The organism is Halobacillus hunanensis, assembly GCF_900166655.1.
Taxonomy (GTDB): domain Bacteria; phylum Bacillota; class Bacilli; order Bacillales; family Halobacillaceae; genus Halobacillus_A; species Halobacillus_A hunanensis.
This window is the reverse complement of record NZ_FVZB01000007.1, coordinates 1,112,489-1,132,286: the sequence shown is the minus strand read 5'-3', so window position 1 is coordinate 1,132,286 and position 19,798 is coordinate 1,112,489. Positions and strand designations below refer to the sequence as shown.

Genomic DNA, 19,798 nt, shown 5'->3' with positions numbered 1-19,798 from the left:
TATCCAAACAGTTTCCGTTTATATATGTAATAAGCGGGGTGATCTTATAAATATAGATGGTGTGTTCTCAGGCGGTGGAGTGAAAGCATTAGCTTTCATAGGAGCACTTGAAGTGTTAGATGAGAATGGATATCGTTTCCAAAGAGTCGCTGGAACTTCGGCCGGAGCAATTGTGGCCTGCCTGATTGCTTCTGGTTATCAAGCAAAAGATCTGAAGAAGATACTGTTTGAACTGTCCTTAGATAAATTAATTGATACACCGTTTCCGGAAAGGTTCCTCCCGTTTTACAAGTGGTTGTTGCTTTACTTTCGTATGGGATTATTTAAAGGAAATCGGCTGGAGAATTTGCTTGAGAAGTGGCTTGAACAAAAAGGAGTCCGAACGTTTGCTGACTTGCCGCGTGGAAGCCTTAAAGTGATTTGCTCAGATTTGACTTTAGGTAAAATGGTCGTGATACCAGACGATCTGCACAGGGTGTATGGAATTGACCCCGATACATTCTCTGTGGCTAAGGCAGCTAGGATTAGTGCTGGTTTACCTTATTTTTTCATGCCAGTCAAGCTGCACGGAAAGAAAGGGAAATCACTGTTAGTGGACGGGGGAGTGCTGAGTAACTTTCCCATATGGTTATTTGAAAATGAACAGGGTAAGCGCAGACGTCCTATTTTAGGTATGCAATTAAGTGATCCCCCTGACCAGCTTCCCGAACAAAAAATAAAAAACTCTATCCAAATGTTCCATGCCCTGTTCCGTACAATGAAAAAAGCGCATGATGCCAGATATATTTCAGAGTCAACCAGTCGTGATGTCATATTTATCCCGGTAAAAGGAGTGGAAACGACAGATTTTGCCATGAATGCGGAACAAAAAGAAAAGTTAATGAGTATCGGGCAAGAGAAGGCAAAACAATTTCTTGATCGTTGGAAGAAATAAAAAATCGAGCCGCTTTAAAAGGTGGCTCGATTTTTCCCTTTGCTTTTATTACCCTCGATAACACGTAAGTTTGGGGCATTTTTTCGCTTGGGTTTCTTTTTTCTGGAATTTACTGAAAGTCTAGTGTCTAGCTTTGATTTATTAGGTTTAGTAGGCTGAGCCGATTTATATTTTTGCTTCGATTGTTTAACAGCCTGTTTATATTTCTTCATCTCGTTACTGTTTTTACCGCCGACAGCTCCGACCCGATTACGAAGAAACAAGAAGTAAATAGCACCGAATACTAGTACAGCAATTCCAATCGTCATAATAATTGATGATAGAAAGGACGATGGGTTATTCACCAATTGGAATCCAATGTAAAATATGGCGAGTGAAATCATTGTATACATAACCAGAGCACCCCAGTTTCTTAACATCTTTACAGCTCCCTCCTTCGGTATAAATAATTCCTTTTACTATTGTATATACCCCTAATTCCTAAGTTCTTATCATGATATATTATCTTTTTTTACATCTTTTTGTTAATCTAAGTTTCTTAGATATTGGAATTACCATATACAAGTCTAACTATTTTAGATTCTGTCCCTTCTAGCTGATATTATTCAAGAAATTTTGCATTCTCTGAAAGTAAGGTTCTATACTTTATTTTACCGCAAAGACATGAGATTCACTACCATTAAAAGATAAACTCTTAGCATGAATTATGACTTAATGGAGAAAATAAATGCTGAGGTGATATAAATGGATGGGAATTCAAAAGAACCTAAACAAAACCAGGAACATATAGAACAAAGTACACAGGAACCGCCGCATAGCGTATTATCGAAAACTCTGCTTATTGGGTTTGTAGCAGGAATATTATGGGGGGGACTTGGCGGGCTGTCGTACTATTTTAATTTTTCCCAAGTATCAGCTGCCACATTCATTTTTCGTTCCTTTTGGCAAACAGACTGGACGAGTACATTATTAGCTGAAATTTTGGCGATCGGAATCGTTGCCGTTTTATCTATATTTATGGCTCTCGCTTATTATGTCGTGTTAAAAAGGAAAGATGGAATATGGCCAGGATTTATTTTCGGGGTCGTTTTATTTGGGATTTTATATTATTTATTGAACCCTGTCTTTGAGGCCGTCCCTGACTTTACACAACTTACGATTGATTCTATCGTAACAGCTGTCTGCTTGTTTGTTTTATATGGGGTATTTATAGGGTATTCCATATCATATGAATATCATGAATATAATCAGCCGACACAGACGGCTAAACAGCCAACAGAATGATGATATTCTAAGAGTATGGTAAAATTAGAAAAGTGGAAGTGCACTAGTGGATACAACATAGAAAATTAGGCAGAAAAGTGTTGTAAATGGTCTGCTCACACACAGGCAGCATGTCTATGATGTTTTCAATTAGGACTACTGCCTGCTGTGCCGGGTAGTACGAGAAGATGACATTGGAAGGGAGAAATGAATTATGAATAAACTGGGGAAATTGCGTCAGGCAATGAAAGATCAGCAGTTAGATGGATTGCTAATCACAAGTAGTCAGAACCGCCGGTATCTCACAAACTTTACGGGTTCCTCTGGTGCGGTCTTAATCACAGAACAGGCTGCTGTCTTCATCACTGATTTTAGGTATACGGAACAAGCCGCTGAACAGGCAGAGGGATTTGAAATTATAGAACATAAAGGTCCTATGGCAGAGGAGATTAGTACACAGGTAGAGAACCTGCAGATAAAAAAGCTCGGGTTTGAACAAGATCACGTTACATACAAACAATTTGATGTTTATCGTAACCAATTGAAGGCAGAATTAATTCCAACCTCTGGACTTATTGAGAATTTGCGTTTGATCAAGACAGATGAGGAACTTACGATAATAAAAGAAGCTGTAAAAATTGCTGATGACGCCTTTGAACATATCCTGTCTTATATAAAACCAGGGGCGAAAGAAATCGATGTGTCGAATGAGTTAGAGTTTTTCATGAGAAAGCAAGGAGCTACTTCGTCTAGTTTTGATATTATTGTGGCTTCAGGTAATCGGTCTGCACTTCCGCACGGTGTAGCTTCTCAAAAAGAAATTCAATCAGGTGAACTCGTTACCTTGGATTTTGGAGCACTCTATAAAGGTTACTGCTCTGATATTACACGAACTGTAGCTGTAGGAGAAATTAGTGATGAGTTGAAGGAGATTTATGATACTGTTCTCCAAGCACAGCTCAAAGGAATGGAAGGCATTAAAGCTGGTATTACAGGCAAAGAAGCCGATGCACTTACGCGTGATTATATAGCGGACAAAGGTTATGGAGAATACTTTGGTCATTCCACAGGTCATGGAATTGGCCTTGATGTACATGAAGGACCGGGGTTATCGTTTAGGACGGAGCAAGTGCTAGAAGCAGGGATGGTTGTAACTGTTGAACCGGGGATTTATGTACCGAATGTTGGTGGATGCAGGATAGAAGATGACACCATCGTTACAGATACAGGAAATGAACGTTTAAGCCATGCACCGAAGGAATTAATCATTCTATAAAAAGGCAAGAAAGTATAAAGGAGGATATCAATGATTTCTGTAAATGATTTTCGTACAGGGTTAACAATTGAAGTGGATGGTAACATATGGCAAGTTATGGATTTTCAACATGTAAAGCCTGGTAAAGGAGCCGCTTTCGTGCGCTCGAAACTTCGTAATCTAAGGAATGGTAATATTCAGGAAAAAACATTTCGCGGCGGTGAAAAAGTTGAGCGAGCACATATTGAGAACCGTAAGATGCAATATTTATATGAGTCAGGAGATATGCACGCATTTATGGATACGGAAACATTCGAACAAGTTGAATTACCAACTGCTCAAATTTCCCAACAGCTTAACTATTTAAAAGCAAATATGGAAGTACAGATTCAATCGTACCAGGGAGAAACCATCGGGGTTGAACTTCCAAATAACGTGGAATTAGAAGTAACAGAAACTGAACCTGGAATTAAGGGAGACACAGCAAGCGGCGGAACAAAACCTGCCACTCTTGAAACAGGTCTTATTGTTCAAGTTCCCTTTTTCATAAATGAAGGAGAAACATTAGTAATTAGTACAAATGATGGGAAATATGTATCTCGAGCTTAGTATATAACGTGAATCAGCGGAGTCAGCCTTTTATAGGGCTGGCTCTTTTTTTTGCCCCACACGACGTGGGGTAGTTCGGTGTTGGCACAGGACGTGCCGATCTTAACCGAACTTCCTTTATGCCGAACTTAGTCGAACTTCCTCTGTCTAGGAATTTAACCACAATTCCTCTTGCTTCTTACTTTGTAGATTTTCCGCTGTTCCCAGCTTCATTGAATCCAAACCTTCTCAGGGACGCTTACCCGTATATTTCTTATTAAAAAATAATAGAGGGTTAGCAGATGTTAATTTTTCTACTAGATTTTCAGTATAAAATCACCTCTCAACTGTCATAACTCCCGTGCTCGTACATAGGTATAAGGTAAATCAATAAAAGGAGTTTTGGGTTGAATGAAAGAGATCATTAGATTGTTTCCAGAGCACTATCACCCTCTCCTATTAAAAGAAGTTGAATGGATGAGTGTTCAAGAAATTCGTTTGCGGGTTCATCAACGATTGGAGGTGCTAGATTCAAGAGGTGTTCGAACACTTACTGACATTCGTTTATCATCTGAAGATTTATCCTTCGTATTAAATCAAATCAGTCAATTTTCCCTTTATCGATTGAAAGATGAGATAAAGGAAGGATTTATCACCATAGAAGGTGGACATCGAGTTGGATTAGCGGGAAAGGCCAATACAATTAATCGTGATATCGAGACACTAAAATATATTTCTTTCATGAATATACGAATCGCCCGCTCCACCGTAAGCTTAGCAGAAAAAATTATTCCTCATCTGCTCGTCCGAGGAAGGTGGCAAAACACTCTGATTATTGGACCGCCACATTCAGGGAAGACGACGTTGCTGCGGGAGCTTTCGAAATGTATTGGTTCAGATTCAAGCCTGAAAAAGGCCTCAAAAGTGGCTTTAATAGATGAACGTTCAGAACTGGCAGCTTGTCACCAGGGTATTCCACAACTGGATGTCGGAGTCAGAACTGATGTAATGGACGCATGTCCGAAGGCAGAAGGAATGATGATGATGATTCGTTCCATGTCTCCTGAAGTTATATTGGTCGATGAATTGGGCGGTGAAAGAGATGCTGAAGCTGTTCGTGAAGCTGTATATACCGGCGTTCAAGTCATCTGCAGTATTCACGGCAACAATCTTGAATCTGTGCAGAAGAGGCATGCTGCCAGTAGTTTGATAAGTGAACAAGCATTTGATAGGTACATTGTTCTTGAAAGGCTTTCACCTAATAAACTGGGTTCTTTCCGTATTCTTAATGAAAAAGGGGCAGCAATCACTTCCTATGGAGGGAGAGATAAACATGGCGTGGATCGGCGCCTTAATCGTATTAACCGTTAGTACCTGGGTAGGGTTTGATATAGCGGCGAGGTTTAAGAAAAGGCCTGGACAAATCAGACAATGGAAGAGCGCACTGCAAATGATTGAAGCAGAAATGGTTTATGGACAATCTTCCTTATGGGAGGTCTGTGATAATATTTCAAGGCAATTGCCGCAGCCTTTGTGCGAGTTTTATTCGGATTTGCTGTTGGAAAGCGAGACATGTACGGATTTTGCAGCGTTGTGGCAAGAGGGCCTTAAACAGCATTGGCATAGAAACGCAATGACTAAAACTGATTTAGATATATTGGCCCAATTTGGAAGTACCTTAGGGCAGCATGATCTCCAGCAGCAGCAAAAACAAATTCAGTTAACACTTCATCACCTTGATTTGCAACTTAATGATGCCATTGAATCTTCAGGTAAGCATCAGAAGCTCGCTCGGGGAATGGGGGTCTTAAGTGGTCTGTTCGTGATTATATTACTCATATGATAAGGAGGAAGGGACATTGTGCTTCAAGATGCATCCATCCTGTTTCAAATTGCCGGAGTCGGTATTATCGTAGCAATGATTCACAGTATCTTAAAACAAATGGGCAAAGAGGAAATTGCTCAAGTCGTCACGTTAACAGGTTTTATCATCGTTCTTTTCATAGTTCTCCATCGACTTGCTGAATTGTTTCAACAAATAAAATCTGTCTTTTTATATCAGGGGTAGAGAATATGGGGATTTTACAAATCGTTTCACTTGGATTAGTAGCGACATTATTGATCGTGTTATTAAAAGAGCAAAAGACTTCAATTGCATTTTTACTTCTCTTGATAACGGTGATCATTATCTTTACAACTGTTCTCGATCAAATCAAATATATTTTTTCCTTACTTCAATACATGGCAGATCAAGCAAAAGTAGAGTCCGTGTATTTTAAGACCATTCTCAAGATTATCGGAATTGCTTATATCACAGAGTTCGGAGCACAATTGATCAGGGATGCAGGATTGAATGCTCTCGCTTCTAAAGTCGAACTGGTAGGAAAGTTATTTATTCTAATGCTTGCCATCCCCATAATTACAGCTGTTATCGAAACGATTTTGGACTTTATTCCTGGAGCGGCAGGATGAGAATTGAGTGGTATAAAATGATACGTTTATTATTTATAAGTTGTTTACTGATCGGATCGATTTTTTTTCCAGACTCAGTTTCAGCTTCAACACCACAAGATGCTGTGCCTTCCTTAATGGAACATGTTTCCACTAATGAACTTGAACAGAGTTTGCAACAGCTCAACCAGAAGTATGGAGATTATTTACCCGATATTTCAATAAAAGATTTTCGAAATGTTATGGAAGAAGAGGGGGGCAGTGCCCCAAAAGGATGGGTGTCTGGTGTTTTATCCTTCCTTTTTCACGAATTAATGGCCAATGGAAAATTGCTAGCGTCCTTGTTGTTTCTAACATTGTTCAGCACGCTGCTCCAAGCTATGCAATCTTCTTTCGAGAATACCGTTGTCAGTCGAATCGCCTACATGGTGATCTACCTTGCCCTTATTGCCCTTGCATTAGAAAGTTTTGGACAAGTCATTGATTACACGATCGGCGCCATTAACCAGATGAGTAGTTTTATGATTGGTTTGCTGCCTCTGCTTTTAGGAATTATGGCATCGTTTAGTCATCTCATGTCATTCTCATTTTTTCATCCTATTATCGTTGTTCTCGTTCAATCCAGTGGCTTGTTAGTGAAAGTTCTTCTCATTCCACTTTTTGCATCCTCAGCTCTGTTATTAATTGTTGGAACGTTGAATGATACGTACAAAGTGGATCAGCTTGCTGAATTACTGAGGAAAACAGGAATGGCAATTATGGGAGTATATTTAACGATTTTTCTTGGTGTGATTTCTGTTCAGGGAACAGTAACGGCTGTTCAAGACGGGGTGACGATGAAAACAGCACGATTCATCACGGGAAACTTTGTTCCTGTTGTCGGACGTTTATTTACAGATGCTACGGATACGATTCTCGGCGCATCGCTGTTGTTGAAAAATACATTAGGGCTGGCAGGGGTCATTATTTTATTAGGGATAGCCATCTTCCCGGCTTTGAAAGTGTTTGTAATAGCTTTGATTTATAAGTTGGCTGCAGCTCTTTTACAGCCGTTAGGAGACGGACCTGTTATTACGGCAATGGCAATCGTGAGCCGCCATATTATGTACATTTTTGCAGCATTACTCATGGTCTCAATGATGTTCTTCCTCGTTATTGTGATTATGGTTGCTGCCAGCAATATTACTATGATGGTTCGATGAGGGTGATAACTAATGGCAGCCTTTACTCAATGGATTACTCAAATTGTATTATTTTTACTATTAGCAATGGTCGCGGATGCTCTTCTTCCGTCAGGGTCAATGAGGAAATATGCTCGGTTAGTCATGTCTATCCTGTTAGTGCTCATATTATTAAACCCTTTACTAAAAGTACTTAAAATTGATCCGCAAACTTTAGTCGAATCGGTGGAATATCAATTAGAGAGCCGTTCATCTACTGAACAATTAGCAGAGAAAATCGAGTCAAAGAAAAGTGAAATAATGCAGGGACAAGATGCATATACATTACAACAAGTCACAGAAACCATTTCGAATAAAATGGAACAGCCCCTACAGCAGCAATTCGACCTTTCGCTAAAAAAAGTGGACATGGCCTTTTCAGAAAAACCCCATAATCTGGAGTCGTTGGACAAGCTGATCTTATACGTAGCCTCTACACCAGGTGAGGGAGCTGTAGAAGAGGTGAACATCTCACTTACCGAAGATGACGAGACGATGGACCGTAACCAGGAACAGGAGGTTCAGGATATGGCAGCCGGTTTATTGGGATTGCACAATGATCAAATTGAAATCCGCTGGGAGGAAAACCAATGAGTAAATGGTGGAATAAGCTGTTTAAACCTCTGTCTTCAGGTGACGGACAAAAAATAAAAAAGCCTAAATATTTTATTATTGTTGGTTTAATTGGAGTTTTTTTCATTATCATTAGCAACTGGTTTCAAACACCAACTAATGAGGCACCGCCTCAGCAAAAGACAGTTCAGGAGTCACCGAGCAAGAAAGATGCAAATTCAGCCGTTTCAATTAGCCAGCTGGAAGTGGAGTATGAAAAACAACTAACTCCCCTTCTTGAAAATATAAAAGGGGTAAGTGAAGTGGAGCTGATGATCAATCTGGCTGCTACTAAGGAAAAGGTATTTGATAAAAATTTAATCATCTCAAAACAAACCACAAAGGAGACTGATACGAATGGGGGAGAAAGAGAAATCGAGGATTATTCAAAGGAACAGCAGTTAGTCCTGGTTAGACAGGGGGAGCGGGAAGTACCGCTGCTCGTAAAAACAAAGAAACCCGATGTCAGAGGTGTTTTTGTAACTGCCAAAGGCGTAGATCAAATGAAAGTAAAGGGTTGGGTGGTTGAAGCTGTGTCACGAGTGTTAGATGTGCCTAGTCATAGAGTTTCCGTTTTGCCTAAATCATAGGGAGGGATTATTTTGGTAAAAAAACAGACGGTTTGGTTGTTGACGATGTTAAGCCTTCTAATTGTTTTGAGTGTGTACTACATGACATCACCGGATAGTGGAGAAATGGCCTTCATTCAGGATGCAGAACTAGAGCAAGCTACGGGTAATATGAACGGAGAGGGAACTGAGGAGGACACAGTGGTTTCTCAAATGTCTTCAGATGAGTTGTTTGCATCCATCCGTTTAGAAATGCAAAATAAACGTGATAAGCTGGAAGAGCAGTGGTCGGCAGTCATGGCATCATCTACAGCTACTATCGAAGAAAAAGCTGAGGCTACAGCGAATTTAGACAACTTGCAGGATAAGAGAACGAAAGAAAACATTCTTGAGAAAACGATTAGTGCCAGTGTACCTTATGAAGATGTACTCGTTCGGGCGGAAGATAATGGCGTACACGTGACAGTAAGAGCGAATGAACTATCAGATTCACAAGCACGAGAAATTATGCAAATGGTCTACGATGAATTTGGGGAAGTACCAGTAGATGTCAAATTCCAACCATCGAAATAGCTTTTTTAGACCAGAGTCAACCCTTGATGCAGTACAAGGGTTGACTCTTTTGTGTGTCTTAACATCTTCCTACTAGTTGCAGGTCCTCAACATGTATCGTAAAATATTAAAAGTAATGAATAATTTCAGTGATCAAGTATTCTACATAAGGGAGTGCCGTAATTATGTTAAAGGTGCAAGAAATTCGAGAACTAATTAAACTAATTGATGAATCTCATATTGATGAATTTTGTTATGAGTCAGATGGAACAAAAGTATCGATGAAAAAAAATGGTGAACAAGTAGTTACAGAAATGCCAACTGAGGCAAAACAAGCAACAGTGCCACAGCAACCGCAGCCCGTACAAGAAGAACAGCCGCAGCGTAATGAACCTGCTGTGGAAAAGAAAGAACAGGAACCCCAGCCTGAGGAAGCTACCAACTATGATAAGGAAGTCATTTCACCTATGGTAGGTACGTTCTATCAATCACCTTCTCCAGATCAAGATGCATATGTACAAGTGGGTGATCAAGTGAAACAGGAATCTGTTGTATGTATAGTAGAAGCCATGAAACTATTTAATGAAATTGAAGCGGAAGTTTCAGGAGAAATTGTAGAAATCCTTGTTAATGACGGTGAGCTTGTGGAATATGGTCAGCCGTTGTTCCGCGTGAAAACTGCATAATACGGGGGTTAAATGATGATAAAAAAAGTACTGATTGCCAACCGGGGAGAAATTGCCGTCCGTATTATCCGGGCTTGCAAGGAGATGGATATTGAGACAGTAGCTGTCTACTCGGAAGCAGATAAAGAAGCATTACATGTCCAAATTGCAGATGAGGCCTATTGTGTTGGGCCGACTTTAAGCAAGGATAGTTATTTAAACTATACGAACATTATGAGTGTAGCAACATTAACTGGATCCGATGCTATTCATCCGGGTTATGGATTCTTAGCCGAAAATGCTGAATTTGCAGAGCTTTGTGATGAATGTAATATTACATTCATCGGACCGTCGTCCTATGCGATTCAGAAGATGGGAACGAAAGATGTCGCCAGGGAAACAATGAGGGAAGCAGGTGTACCTATTGTCCCAGGTTCAGAAGGAATTATCGCTGACGTTGAAGAGGGCAAGCAGGTAGCCAATGAAATTGGATATCCAGTCATCATAAAGGCGACTGCTGGCGGTGGCGGTAAAGGAATTCGTGTAGCCAGAACGGAGGAAGACCTTGTAAAGGGGATTAATGTTACCCAACAAGAGGCGGAAACAGCTTTTGGTAATCCGGGAGTTTATCTCGAGAAATTTATCGAAGATTTCCGGCACGTTGAAATTCAAGTTCTTGCTGACAATCACGGCAATGCTGTTCACTTAGGAGAACGGGATTGCTCGATTCAACGTCGCTTGCAGAAGTTGATTGAAGAAACACCATCTCCTGCTGTAACTCCGGAAATTCGCCAAACAATGGGTGATGCGGCGGTTAAAGCTGCATTAGCTGTTGATTACTCCGGGGCGGGTACAGTAGAGTTTATTTTTGATCAGAAAGAAAATAAATTCTACTTCATGGAAATGAACACCCGTATTCAGGTGGAGCATCCCGTCACGGAGATGGTTACGGGGATTGATTTAATTAAAGAACAACTAATGGTTGCAAACGATGAAAAACTTTCCTTTACACAGGAAGAAATCACGTTTGAAGGATGGGCTATTGAATGCCGCATCAATGCAGAAGATCCCTATAAAAACTTCATGCCATCTGCAGGAAGAATTGACATGTATCTAGCACCAGGCGGCTTTGGTGTGCGTGTAGATTCGGCGGCTTATCCAGGGTATATGATTCCCCCATACTATGATTCTATGGTGGCAAAATTAATCACCTATGGTCGTGATCGTAAGGAAGCTGTTCAGAAAATGAGAAGAGCTTTAGATGAGTTCGTCATTGAAGGGGTCCATACAACCATTCCATTCCATAGTCGTATGATGGAACATGAGGTATTCGTCGGCGGTGATTTTAACACAAAATTCCTGGAAAACTATACTGTAATGGAGGATAGCAAAGAAGGGAGTGGTAACGAGTGAGTGAGAAACAATTACTTAACGTTACGGAAGGGTCCACACTTGGCAATGTAGAGATTGCGCCAGAGGTCATTGAAGTGATAGCTGGCATCGCAGTGTCTGAAGTAGCAGGCGTTGCTTCTATGCGTGGAAACTTTGCCTCAGGAGTTGTGGAACGCCTTGGGAAAAAGAACCATGGCAAAGGTGTGAAAGTAGAACTTGCGGAGGACGGCATCTTAATTGATGCTTATGTCGTAATGGATTTTGGGATTTCTATTCCAGATACAGCAAAAAAGATTCAAGACAATACGAGTCAGGCACTCAAAAATATGACGGCCCTTGAGATAAAGGAAATGAACGTTCATATCGTCGGGATTCAGATGGAAGGTAAAGAAGAAGAGCCTGAAACAGAAGAAGTGTAATAAAAAGACCAGTTACGGGTTTCCCCTGCTGGTCTTTTCGCATTGTATGGCTTTTCAGGTGGTAAAATGTTATTATTCTAACGGAAATGACATTAAAGGAGAATGAATATGAAAAGACGTACAGCCAGGGAAAAGGCATTCCAAGCTCTTTTTCAAATAGATTCAAGTGAAATAAACACTGAAGAAGCGATTGAACACGTCATGGACGAGCAAGTTCATGATGCTTTTGTAGACCAGTTGGTCCAAGGTGTTGTCACAAACAGAAACGAGATCGATCAGTGGATTGAAAGCCATTTAGAGAATTGGAACTTTTCACGGTTAGCACGTGTTGAGAAAACACTACTTCGTATGGCAGCCTATGAGATAAAATTTAGTGAAGAGGTTCCGGCTCAAGTAGCCATCAACGAGGCTGTTGAGTTAGCTAAAGTGTTTGGTGAAGATCAATCTGGTAAATTTATAAATGGTGTTTTATCAAAAATGATGTAGTCATTCAGAGGAGGACGATGAGGTGGCAGCTGAAGTTATTTATGGAAAGCAATTAGCAGAAGATTTACGGCTGGAAATGAAAGAGGAAATTGCTGAATTATCGAAAGAAGGCGTTCATCCAAAATTAGTTGTGGTGATAGTCGGAGAAGATCCAGCTTCCAAGTCTTATGTAAAAGGAAAACAGCGTGCATCAGAAAAAATTGGCATGGCTTCTGATCTGATTGAATTATCCGCAGAAACATCAGAAGATGAACTATTACACATTATCAATCAGTTAAATGAGGATAAAGCAGTGCATGGTATTTTGGTACAGTTGCCTTTACCGCAGCAAATTGATGAACAAAATGTGATTGAAGCGATAGATCCTAGTAAGGATGTTGATGGATTTCACCCGATAAATGCCGGTCGGATGTTGACAGGTCAGGAAACGTTTTATCCGTGTACACCATTTGGAATCCTGGTTATGTTGAAGCGAGCTGAGGTTTCAATTGAAGGTAAACATGTAGTGATCATAGGGCGCAGCAACCTGGTCGGAAAGCCAGTTGGCCAGTTGTTATTAAATGAACATGCAACTGTTACCCACTGTCATTCACGAACAAAAAATCTAAGGGAGCATACCAAGCGTGCCGATATCCTGATTGTAGCTGCTGGCAAGGCTGGTTTAATTACAGGGGAAGATATAACAGAAGGTACAGTTGTGATCGATGTCGGTGTAAATCGTGTGGATGGAAAGTTAACTGGAGATGTTGACTTTGAATCAGCAAAAGAGAAGGCTTCCTATATAACCCCTGTGCCTAAGGGTGTTGGTCCTATGACCATTACTATGTTATTGCACAACACGATTAAAGCCGCGAAATGGATAGATCAAAAATAGGGGAGATTTACTTGTGAAGGATCGCTATTTAACGGTAACGGCACTAACTAAATATATAAAAAGAAAAATATCCTCCGACCCTCATCTCAAAGAGGTGTGGCTGAGAGGTGAAATCTCTAACTTTAAGCAGCATACCCGCGGGCATATGTACTTATCGATTAAAGACAAACAAGCACGTATTCAGGCCGTAATGTTTGCAGGAAATAATCGCAGGCTCAAATTTATGCCGGAAAATGGTATGAATGTTCTCATTCGTGGTGAAGTGAATGTTTATGAACCAATGGGACAGTATCAACTGTACATACAAGACATGCAGCCTGATGGAATCGGTGCATTGTACTTGGCGTATGAGCAACTAAAAGAAAAACTCCAAAAAGAAGGACTTTTTGAAGCGGCTAACAAAAAAGTACTTCCTGGATTTCCAGAACATATAGGTGTGATCACATCGCCTACAGGTGCAGCAGTCCGTGACATCTTAACAACCATTAAGCGCCGTTATCCAATTGTGAAGGTTTCTATCCTTCCTGTTCTCGTCCAGGGAGATTCAGCAGCCGCTTCTGTAGAGAAAGCTATACACTATGCAAATGCACATTTGCATTGTGATGTGCTTATAGTAGGGCGAGGAGGTGGCTCCATTGAGGATTTGTGGTGCTTTAATGAAGAAGTAGTTGCCCGTGCTATTCATCATTCTCGAATCCCCGTCATTTCAGCTGTCGGGCATGAAACAGATACTACAATCAGCGATTTTGTGGCCGATATCAGAGCAGCAACACCTACCGGGGCAGCAGAAATTGCTGTGCCTTCTTTGAAAGAACTGAAAGAACAGCTCAGGCTGACCACCCAACGTCTTACCCGGGCTGTGACTCTTAAACGCTACGAGGCTGGAGAACGGCTGATCAGGTTAAAAAAATCTTATGCATTTAAATATCCGGAACAGCTCTTAAAACAAAAAGAGCAGGAACTAGATCGACAATTAGAACAGCTGTCCAAAAATGTAAATGATCTTTATAAGCAGAAAAAAGAACGTTTATCATACTTGGAGAAGCGCTTAATTCAACAGCATCCACAAGAGGAATTTCAAATGAATCGAAAACTCTTGGATAAACAAACAAAGCAATTAACGATAAGCATTAACAGGCAGGTCCGTGCGAAAAAAGATCAATTTCATGCTGTCATAGATAAATTGGGACTATTAAATCCTCTAGACATAATGAAAAGAGGTTATGCCATTCCTTATACAGAAAAAGGAAAGGTACTAAAAAGTGTTCATCAAACAGAGCCCGGCCATTCATTGACGGTAAAGCTTCACAACGGCAGCCTGCATTGTATTGTAAATGATATTGAGGAGGAGCAATCATGACAAATCAAGAAAAAGAACTCACTTTTGAGCAGGCCATGGAACAATTGGAAAAACTTGTTGAAAAGCTCGAGGAAGGTGATGTTCCTCTGGAGGAAGCGATCCAGTATTATCAGGAAGGCATGAAGCTTTCAAAGCTTTGTAATGGAAAGCTTAATCTTGTGGAAGATCAAATGCAGCAAATTTTAAATGAACACGGAGAATTTGAACCTTACGAAGTTCAGGAGGAGGAATAGTGGAGGCATTTCAAGAACATCTGAGGGATTATCAACAAACTATAAATGAAAAATTGTTGGGATACGTCAACAAGCACATTAACCCTGGGCGAGTACGAGATGCTATTGTTCATTCCATTGAGGCTGGAGGAAAGCGTGTTCGACCAATACTACTTCTTTCAACAATGGAGGCGTTTGGGGTTGATTACACTCGCGGATACACAGCAGCATGTGCCTTGGAGATGGTCCATACATACTCTTTAATTCATGATGATCTTCCTGCAATGGATAATGATGACATGAGAAGAGGTCAGCCAACTATTCATAAGGCATATGATGAAGCTACGGCAATTCTTGCGGGGGATGCTCTCCTCACACTAAGCTTTCAAGTGATTTCCGAAGACTCCAATTTGACTAGTGATGAAAAAGTGTTTCTGATCCGCGAGCTTTCCAGGTCAAGTGGCGGGGCTGGAATGGTGGATGGACAAATGCAGGATATGCGAAGTGAAGGGAAACAGGTCTCGATAGATGAATTAAAATCTATTCACATGAATAAAACGGGACAGTTGCTTTCCTTTGCTATTGTGGCGGGTGCTTTTCTTAGTCATACTACTTCTGAAACCTTTCAGAAAATCGAGAACATGGCAAACGTCCTTGGTCTTATATTTCAAATACAGGATGATATTTTAGATGTTTTAGGAGATGCCGATGCTATCGGTAAACCGGTTGGCAGTGACGAAGGAAACGATAAAAGCACCTATCCGCAATTGTTGGGCATTGAAGGAGCGATCAGGGAGATGAACGGGTATATGGATGTGGCCTTACAATCTCTAGAACAAACTGGATTGAATGATACTTTTTTAGCTGCACTGGTTGATTTCTTAAGCACGAGGGATCGATAAAGGTCTAAAGGATATTTATTGAGCAACCTTAAGGAATATGGTATTATTAAAATTACAAAAGGGATGGTGCAGTATTCTAGTCGGTCCTCCGTTCCTGAAGGCGGGCCTAAAAATCCGCCAAAGGGCACATCGATGAAGTTCCTTGTGCCGGCTTGAGGCGCCCAGCCTTGGGTCGGTGCTGGGAGTTAAGGTGGCAGGGCGATCCACAAAGGCATGTGGGCGTTGACCCTTCTTCCGCGGAGGCCCATCTTTGTAAGAGTATCTCCCGCCGGAGATTCTTATGAAATGGGGTATGAACCTGCTTTATATGGTTTAATTTACTGTATGAGCAGCGTAGCCTGCCTTGAGTGGGGTCGAGGGGATTATAGTCATGGGGCAGTCACATCTTCGGATGGCCACTGGAGAATGAAGGCTTGCGCTATATGAAATCGGAACTGCAAAAGAGGCTAAGGAACGGTCAAAGGCTGTCGGGGAAATCCCCTAGACTGTTCTAGGACGGACATGAAAAGGGAATTATAGTACGGACTCAGTGGCAATCTAGTCCAGTTTCCGGAGACGGGGCTGAGTCGGATTTAAAGGGGAACCGCCAGAGTGGTGACACTCGGTATCTGATTGGGAAAACCTACTAGACCTAAGCCGTAATTTTTACCTTTTTCATGACCATTCCTTTCCTACATACGAATGTATTTAAATAATGAGGTTGAAAATGGATAATCAATTTAAAAAATCAGTGAAATTTAGTTTGAGTATTGCCGTTATCACATTTGTGTTAGCGGCTATTTTTTCAGTTATTTCAACATCTGCTTTAAGTGGTGTTATATGGGTAGCTGGGATTTTAATTGTACTGGCTATTGTATTTATAGGGGTTATTTTTGATATGCTAGGAATAGCTGCGACGGCGGCTCAGGAGACCCCATTTCATTCTATGGCTTCTGAGAAAATTAGAGGAGCTAAGGAAGCGATTATCATCGTTAGGAATGCTGATCGATTTGCAAGTTTCTGTAACGATGTAATCGGGGATATATCTGGTATAGTGAGTGGAACAGCTTCGACTGTCGTAGTTCTTCAAATTGTTAATGTTCTGGGACACGACGACGGCTCTACCTTTCAGCTTGTTTTTTCAGTGTTCGTAACGAGTGTGGTGGCGGCTTTAACGGTCGGGGGCAAAGCTCTTGGGAAATACTTTGCCATCCATTCTTCCACTAAAGTCATTTTTACAACTGCCCGCCTCATTGCCTGGGTAGAAGATAAAACAAAAATCAATATTCTTTCTAGCGCATCAAATCATGCTAGAAAATCACGCTAAGGGGGTCCTTTAATGGATCTGTACAAGATTAAAGAACCTTCATTTATGAAGGAAATGTCGATTGGTCAATTAGAAGCACTTTCATTAGATATGCGCAAGTTTCTTATAGAAAATTTGTCAGGTACAGGAGGGCATTTAGGTGCAAACCTCGGTGTCGTAGAGCTTACGTTAGCTTTGCACAAAGTGTTTGAAAGCCCAAAGGATCGTTTGCTGTTTGATGTCGGACATCAGTCTTATATTCATAAAATATTAACAGGACGTGCCGGCCAATTTGATACATTGAGACAATATAAAGGGTTGTGTGGTTTTCCGAAACGAAATGAAAGTGAGCACGATATTTGGGAGACTGGACATAGTTCAACGTCATTGTCAGCAGCCATGGGTATGGCGATTGCCCGCGATTTGAAGAATGAATCGCATTCTATTGTGCCTATTATCGGGGACGGGGCTCTCACTGGAGGTATGGCTCTTGAAGCACTTAATCATATCGGTGATGAGAAAAAGAATGTAACCGTTATCCTAAATGATAACGAAATGTCAATTGCCAGAAATGTTGGTGCTTTACATGGAGCATTAGGACGCATGAGAAGTGCTGGGAAATATAACCGGGCAAAGGACGATTTAGAATGGATTCTTAAGCGTATTCCTGCTGTCGGGGGAAGATTAGCGCAGGCCGCTGAAAGACTGAAAGACAGTATGAAGTATTTTGTGCTGCCTGGAATGTTTTTTGAAGAATTAGGCTTTACCTATTATGGTCCTGTAGATGGTCATGATTATCATGATTTATTTGAGAACTTAAACTATGCTAAGAAGACGAGTGGTCCTGTAATCGTACATGTCATCACCCAAAAGGGAAAGGGTTATCATCCAGCCGAGACAGATAATAAGGACAAATGGCACGGTGTCGGCCCTTATAAAATTGAATCTGGAGAAAAAATTAAACCCGCTGATGCTCCTCCAGCGTGGAGTGAGGTAATAAGCGAAACGCTTAGGAAGGAGGCTCGTATCGATAAAAGAGTTGTAGCGGTTACACCAGCAATGGTATTGGGGTCTAAGCTCGAAAAATTTGGTGAAGAATTTCCGGATCGTTTGTTCGATGTCGGGATCGCTGAGCAGCATGCTACCACCTTATCAGCTGGATTGGCAACTCAAGGAATGAAACCGTTCCTCGCTATTTATTCAACCTTCTTACAACGAGGATATGACCAGGTGATTCACGATGTGGCAAGACAAAATCTAAATGTCGTATTCGGAGTGGACCGAGCAGGATTGGTTGGAGCTGATGGGGAGACTCATCAGGGAGTGTTTGATGTGGCATTTCTCCGCTCTGTTCCAAACATGGTGGTTGCCATGCCGAAGGACGAAGATGAAGGACAGCATCTCGTTCATACAGCTGTCACCTATAATGATGGACCGATTGCTATCCGCTATCCTCGAGGAAATGGATTAGGAGTCAAGATGAGTGATGACCTGAAAACGATACCGATTGGCAGCTGGGATTTACTAAAAGACGGTACAGATGCTGTTATTTTAACATTCGGTACCACCATTCCTATGGCCATGGCTGCAAGCGAACGGCTTAGTAAAGAAGGACTATCCGTACGTGTCGTTAACGCTCGATTCATTAAACCGATGGATGAAGCGATGCTTCATGATATCATGAAGGACAAGCTCCCTATATTAACTGTCGAAGAAGCGGTGCTCCAGGGAGGGTTTGGCTCTAGTGTTCTGGAGTTTAAAGAAGAGCACAACTATCTTTCCTGGGTGAATCGACTTGGTGTACCTGACCGATTTATTGAACACGGCAGCGTCCCTGAACTATGGGACGAAATCGGACTGACGGAAGACAACGTGATAAAGAACATTAAAGAGATTATACCTGAAAAGCAACAGAGGGCCTAAATTATGGGAAGAAAAGTGCGATTGGATTTATTAATGGTTGAACGAGGATTGATTGAGACGAGGGAAAAGGCTAAACGTACCATAATGGCTGGTCTTGTTTTCGAAAGAAATCATCGTCTTGATAAGCCTGGACAAAAAGTTGACGAAACGATCGAACTTACTGTCAAAGGGAGCGCTATTCCTTATGTAAGCAGGGGCGGGTTGAAACTTGAAAAAGCTCTAGACAAGTTCGCGTTGGACCTGAAGGGGAAGACAATGATCGATATTGGCTCATCGACAGGCGGATTTACTGATTGTGCCTTACAAAATGGTGCTCGTCTTAGCTATGCAATCGATGTTGGCTACAACCAGCTGGACTGGAAGCTTAGAAATCATCCTCAAGTAGTTGTTATGGAACGAACAAATTTTCGGTATGTGACGCCAGATGATTTGACAGAAGGAAAGCCACAATTTGCCAGCATTGACGTTTCGTTTATTTCACTGCGTTTGATCCTGCCTGTGTTAACCGAATTGCTGAATGTAAACAGTGATGTAGTGGCCTTAATCAAACCCCAGTTTGAAGCAGGACGGGAACAGGTCGGCAGAAAAGGGATTATTAGAGATGCTGCGATCCACAATTTGGTGATCCGAAGAATTCTCGACTTCGCAAGCCAGTTGGGTTTTTCGGTAAAGAACTTGACTTTTTCACCGATAACCGGAGGCGACGGAAATATCGAATTTCTCGTTCATTTATATTGGACAGGCGAAGAAGCAGGAGATATAGCGGATGATGTCGAAGTGGATAGTGTGGTGGCAGAAGCGCACGAGGCGCATCGAAAATAGGTTATATAGATGAC

At 41.3% G+C, this 19,798-nt stretch carries 24 protein-coding genes; 23 read left to right on the top strand and 1 reads right to left on the bottom strand.

Annotation, left to right across the window (positions count from 1 at the left end; all coding sequences use genetic code 11):
- Positions 1–61 precede the first annotated feature (61 nt).
- Positions 62–934, top strand: coding sequence for a patatin-like phospholipase family protein (locus B5354_RS18440; protein WP_342743029.1), 873 nt, complete (start codon positions 62–64; stop codon positions 932–934).
- 14 nt (positions 935–948) lie between these two features.
- Here B5354_RS18440 and B5354_RS18435 read toward each other — a convergent pair whose 3' ends face one another.
- A complete protein-coding gene (locus B5354_RS18435) occupies positions 949–1,353 on the bottom strand; it encodes an SA1362 family protein (RefSeq protein WP_079530255.1) in 405 nt (134 codons plus the stop codon).
- Positions 1,354–1,678: 325 nt separating this feature from the next.
- Here B5354_RS18435 and B5354_RS18430 point away from each other — a divergent pair, with 325 nt between their 5' ends.
- The 22 genes from B5354_RS18430 (at position 1,679) to B5354_RS18325 (ending at position 19,784) form a co-directional block, all read left to right on the top strand.
- The gene (locus B5354_RS18430) at positions 1,679–2,218 is read left to right on the top strand and encodes a YqhR family membrane protein (RefSeq protein WP_079530254.1); all 540 of its coding nucleotides are present in this window, start codon (positions 1,679–1,681) and stop codon (positions 2,216–2,218) included.
- Between the two features lie 193 nt (positions 2,219–2,411).
- Positions 2,412–3,473 carry a M24 family metallopeptidase gene (locus B5354_RS18425; RefSeq protein WP_079530253.1) on the top strand — a complete coding sequence of 354 codons (1,062 nt, stop codon included), beginning with the start codon at positions 2,412–2,414 and terminating at the stop codon, positions 3,471–3,473.
- 30 nt (positions 3,474–3,503) lie between these two features.
- Positions 3,504–4,061, top strand: coding sequence for an elongation factor P (gene efp, locus B5354_RS18420; RefSeq protein ID WP_079530252.1), 558 nt, complete (start codon positions 3,504–3,506; stop codon positions 4,059–4,061).
- A gap of 390 nt (positions 4,062–4,451) precedes the next feature.
- Positions 4,452–5,411, top strand: coding sequence for a stage III sporulation protein AA (gene spoIIIAA, locus B5354_RS18415; protein WP_079530251.1), 960 nt, complete (start codon positions 4,452–4,454; stop codon positions 5,409–5,411).
- On the top strand, positions 5,374–5,883 hold the full coding sequence (gene spoIIIAB, locus B5354_RS18410) for a stage III sporulation protein SpoIIIAB (RefSeq protein ID WP_079530250.1): 510 nt from the start codon (positions 5,374–5,376) through the stop codon (positions 5,881–5,883). Before spoIIIAA ends, spoIIIAB begins: the two co-directional genes overlap by 38 nt.
- 18 nt (positions 5,884–5,901) lie before the next feature.
- Positions 5,902–6,108, top strand: coding sequence for a stage III sporulation protein AC (gene spoIIIAC, locus B5354_RS18405; protein ID WP_079530249.1), 207 nt, complete (start codon positions 5,902–5,904; stop codon positions 6,106–6,108).
- 5 nt (positions 6,109–6,113) lie between these two features.
- Positions 6,114–6,512, top strand: a complete 399-nt coding sequence (spoIIIAD, locus tag B5354_RS18400) for a stage III sporulation protein AD (protein WP_079530248.1) — start codon at positions 6,114–6,116, stop codon at positions 6,510–6,512.
- Positions 6,509–7,693 carry a stage III sporulation protein AE gene (spoIIIAE, locus tag B5354_RS18395; RefSeq protein ID WP_245804822.1) on the top strand — a complete coding sequence of 395 codons (1,185 nt, stop codon included), beginning with the start codon at positions 6,509–6,511 and terminating at the stop codon, positions 7,691–7,693. Before spoIIIAD ends, spoIIIAE begins: the two co-directional genes overlap by 4 nt.
- A 12-nt stretch (positions 7,694–7,705) precedes the next feature.
- Positions 7,706–8,305: a stage III sporulation protein AF gene (gene spoIIIAF, locus B5354_RS18390; RefSeq protein ID WP_079530247.1), complete on the top strand. Its 600-nt coding sequence runs from the start codon at positions 7,706–7,708 to the stop codon at positions 8,303–8,305.
- On the top strand, positions 8,302–8,913 hold the full coding sequence (gene spoIIIAG, locus B5354_RS18385; protein ID WP_079530246.1) for a stage III sporulation protein AG: 612 nt from the start codon (positions 8,302–8,304) through the stop codon (positions 8,911–8,913). The genes spoIIIAF and spoIIIAG overlap by 4 nt, the downstream gene beginning before the upstream one ends.
- Before the next feature lie 12 nt (positions 8,914–8,925).
- On the top strand, positions 8,926–9,465 hold the full coding sequence (locus B5354_RS18380; protein WP_079530245.1) for a SpoIIIAH-like family protein: 540 nt from the start codon (positions 8,926–8,928) through the stop codon (positions 9,463–9,465).
- Between the two features lie 164 nt (positions 9,466–9,629).
- Entirely contained in the window at positions 9,630–10,130 is a 501-nt protein-coding gene (gene accB, locus B5354_RS18375) for an acetyl-CoA carboxylase biotin carboxyl carrier protein (RefSeq protein WP_079530244.1), read from the top strand.
- Positions 10,131–10,145: 15 nt separating this feature from the next.
- A complete protein-coding gene (gene accC / locus B5354_RS18370; protein ID WP_079530243.1) occupies positions 10,146–11,522 on the top strand; it encodes an acetyl-CoA carboxylase biotin carboxylase subunit in 1,377 nt (458 codons plus the stop codon).
- A complete protein-coding gene (locus B5354_RS18365; protein WP_079530242.1) occupies positions 11,519–11,920 on the top strand; it encodes an Asp23/Gls24 family envelope stress response protein in 402 nt (133 codons plus the stop codon). Before accC ends, B5354_RS18365 begins: the two co-directional genes overlap by 4 nt.
- A 108-nt stretch (positions 11,921–12,028) precedes the next feature.
- Positions 12,029–12,406, top strand: a complete 378-nt coding sequence (nusB, locus tag B5354_RS18360; RefSeq protein WP_079530241.1) for a transcription antitermination factor NusB — start codon at positions 12,029–12,031, stop codon at positions 12,404–12,406.
- 22 nt (positions 12,407–12,428) lie between these two features.
- The gene (gene folD, locus B5354_RS18355) at positions 12,429–13,280 is read left to right on the top strand and encodes a bifunctional methylenetetrahydrofolate dehydrogenase/methenyltetrahydrofolate cyclohydrolase FolD (protein ID WP_079530240.1); all 852 of its coding nucleotides are present in this window, start codon (positions 12,429–12,431) and stop codon (positions 13,278–13,280) included.
- Between the two features lie 13 nt (positions 13,281–13,293).
- Positions 13,294–14,640 (top strand): exodeoxyribonuclease VII large subunit, encoded by a 1,347-nt coding sequence (gene xseA, locus B5354_RS18350; protein WP_079530239.1) that lies wholly within the window; start codon positions 13,294–13,296, stop codon positions 14,638–14,640.
- Positions 14,637–14,873 (top strand): exodeoxyribonuclease VII small subunit, encoded by a 237-nt coding sequence (locus B5354_RS18345; RefSeq protein WP_079530238.1) that lies wholly within the window; start codon positions 14,637–14,639, stop codon positions 14,871–14,873. Before xseA ends, B5354_RS18345 begins: the two co-directional genes overlap by 4 nt.
- Positions 14,873–15,754 (top strand): polyprenyl synthetase family protein, encoded by an 882-nt coding sequence (locus B5354_RS18340; RefSeq protein WP_139377169.1) that lies wholly within the window; start codon positions 14,873–14,875, stop codon positions 15,752–15,754. Before B5354_RS18345 ends, B5354_RS18340 begins: the two co-directional genes overlap by 1 nt.
- 706 nt (positions 15,755–16,460) lie before the next feature.
- Positions 16,461–17,060, top strand: coding sequence for a hypothetical protein (locus B5354_RS18335; protein WP_079530236.1), 600 nt, complete (start codon positions 16,461–16,463; stop codon positions 17,058–17,060).
- 12 nt (positions 17,061–17,072) lie between these two features.
- Positions 17,073–18,962, top strand: a complete 1,890-nt coding sequence (dxs, locus tag B5354_RS18330; RefSeq protein WP_079530235.1) for a 1-deoxy-D-xylulose-5-phosphate synthase — start codon at positions 17,073–17,075, stop codon at positions 18,960–18,962.
- Positions 18,963–19,784, top strand: coding sequence for a TlyA family RNA methyltransferase (locus B5354_RS18325; protein ID WP_139377168.1), 822 nt, complete (start codon positions 18,963–18,965; stop codon positions 19,782–19,784).
- Positions 19,785–19,798 lie beyond the last annotated feature (14 nt).

Coding starts and splice junctions, on each gene's coding strand:
- B5354_RS18435 (WP_079530255.1), bottom strand. CDS start 1,353: ATGTTAAGAAACTGGGGTGCTCTGGTTATGTATACAATGATTTCACTC.
- B5354_RS18430 (WP_079530254.1), top strand. CDS start 1,679: ATGGATGGGAATTCAAAAGAACCTAAACAAAACCAGGAACATATAGAA.
- B5354_RS18425 (WP_079530253.1), top strand. CDS start 2,412: ATGAATAAACTGGGGAAATTGCGTCAGGCAATGAAAGATCAGCAGTTA.
- efp (WP_079530252.1), top strand. CDS start 3,504: ATGATTTCTGTAAATGATTTTCGTACAGGGTTAACAATTGAAGTGGAT.
- spoIIIAA (WP_079530251.1), top strand. CDS start 4,452: ATGAAAGAGATCATTAGATTGTTTCCAGAGCACTATCACCCTCTCCTA.
- spoIIIAB (WP_079530250.1), top strand. CDS start 5,374: ATGGCGTGGATCGGCGCCTTAATCGTATTAACCGTTAGTACCTGGGTA.
- spoIIIAD (WP_079530248.1), top strand. CDS start 6,114: ATGGGGATTTTACAAATCGTTTCACTTGGATTAGTAGCGACATTATTG.
- spoIIIAE (WP_245804822.1), top strand. CDS start 6,509: ATGAGAATTGAGTGGTATAAAATGATACGTTTATTATTTATAAGTTGT.
- spoIIIAF (WP_079530247.1), top strand. CDS start 7,706: ATGGCAGCCTTTACTCAATGGATTACTCAAATTGTATTATTTTTACTA.
- spoIIIAG (WP_079530246.1), top strand. CDS start 8,302: ATGAGTAAATGGTGGAATAAGCTGTTTAAACCTCTGTCTTCAGGTGAC.
- accB (WP_079530244.1), top strand. CDS start 9,630: ATGTTAAAGGTGCAAGAAATTCGAGAACTAATTAAACTAATTGATGAA.
- accC (WP_079530243.1), top strand. CDS start 10,146: ATGATAAAAAAAGTACTGATTGCCAACCGGGGAGAAATTGCCGTCCGT.
- nusB (WP_079530241.1), top strand. CDS start 12,029: ATGAAAAGACGTACAGCCAGGGAAAAGGCATTCCAAGCTCTTTTTCAA.
- B5354_RS18345 (WP_079530238.1), top strand. CDS start 14,637: ATGACAAATCAAGAAAAAGAACTCACTTTTGAGCAGGCCATGGAACAA.
- B5354_RS18335 (WP_079530236.1), top strand. CDS start 16,461: ATGGATAATCAATTTAAAAAATCAGTGAAATTTAGTTTGAGTATTGCC.
- dxs (WP_079530235.1), top strand. CDS start 17,073: ATGGATCTGTACAAGATTAAAGAACCTTCATTTATGAAGGAAATGTCG.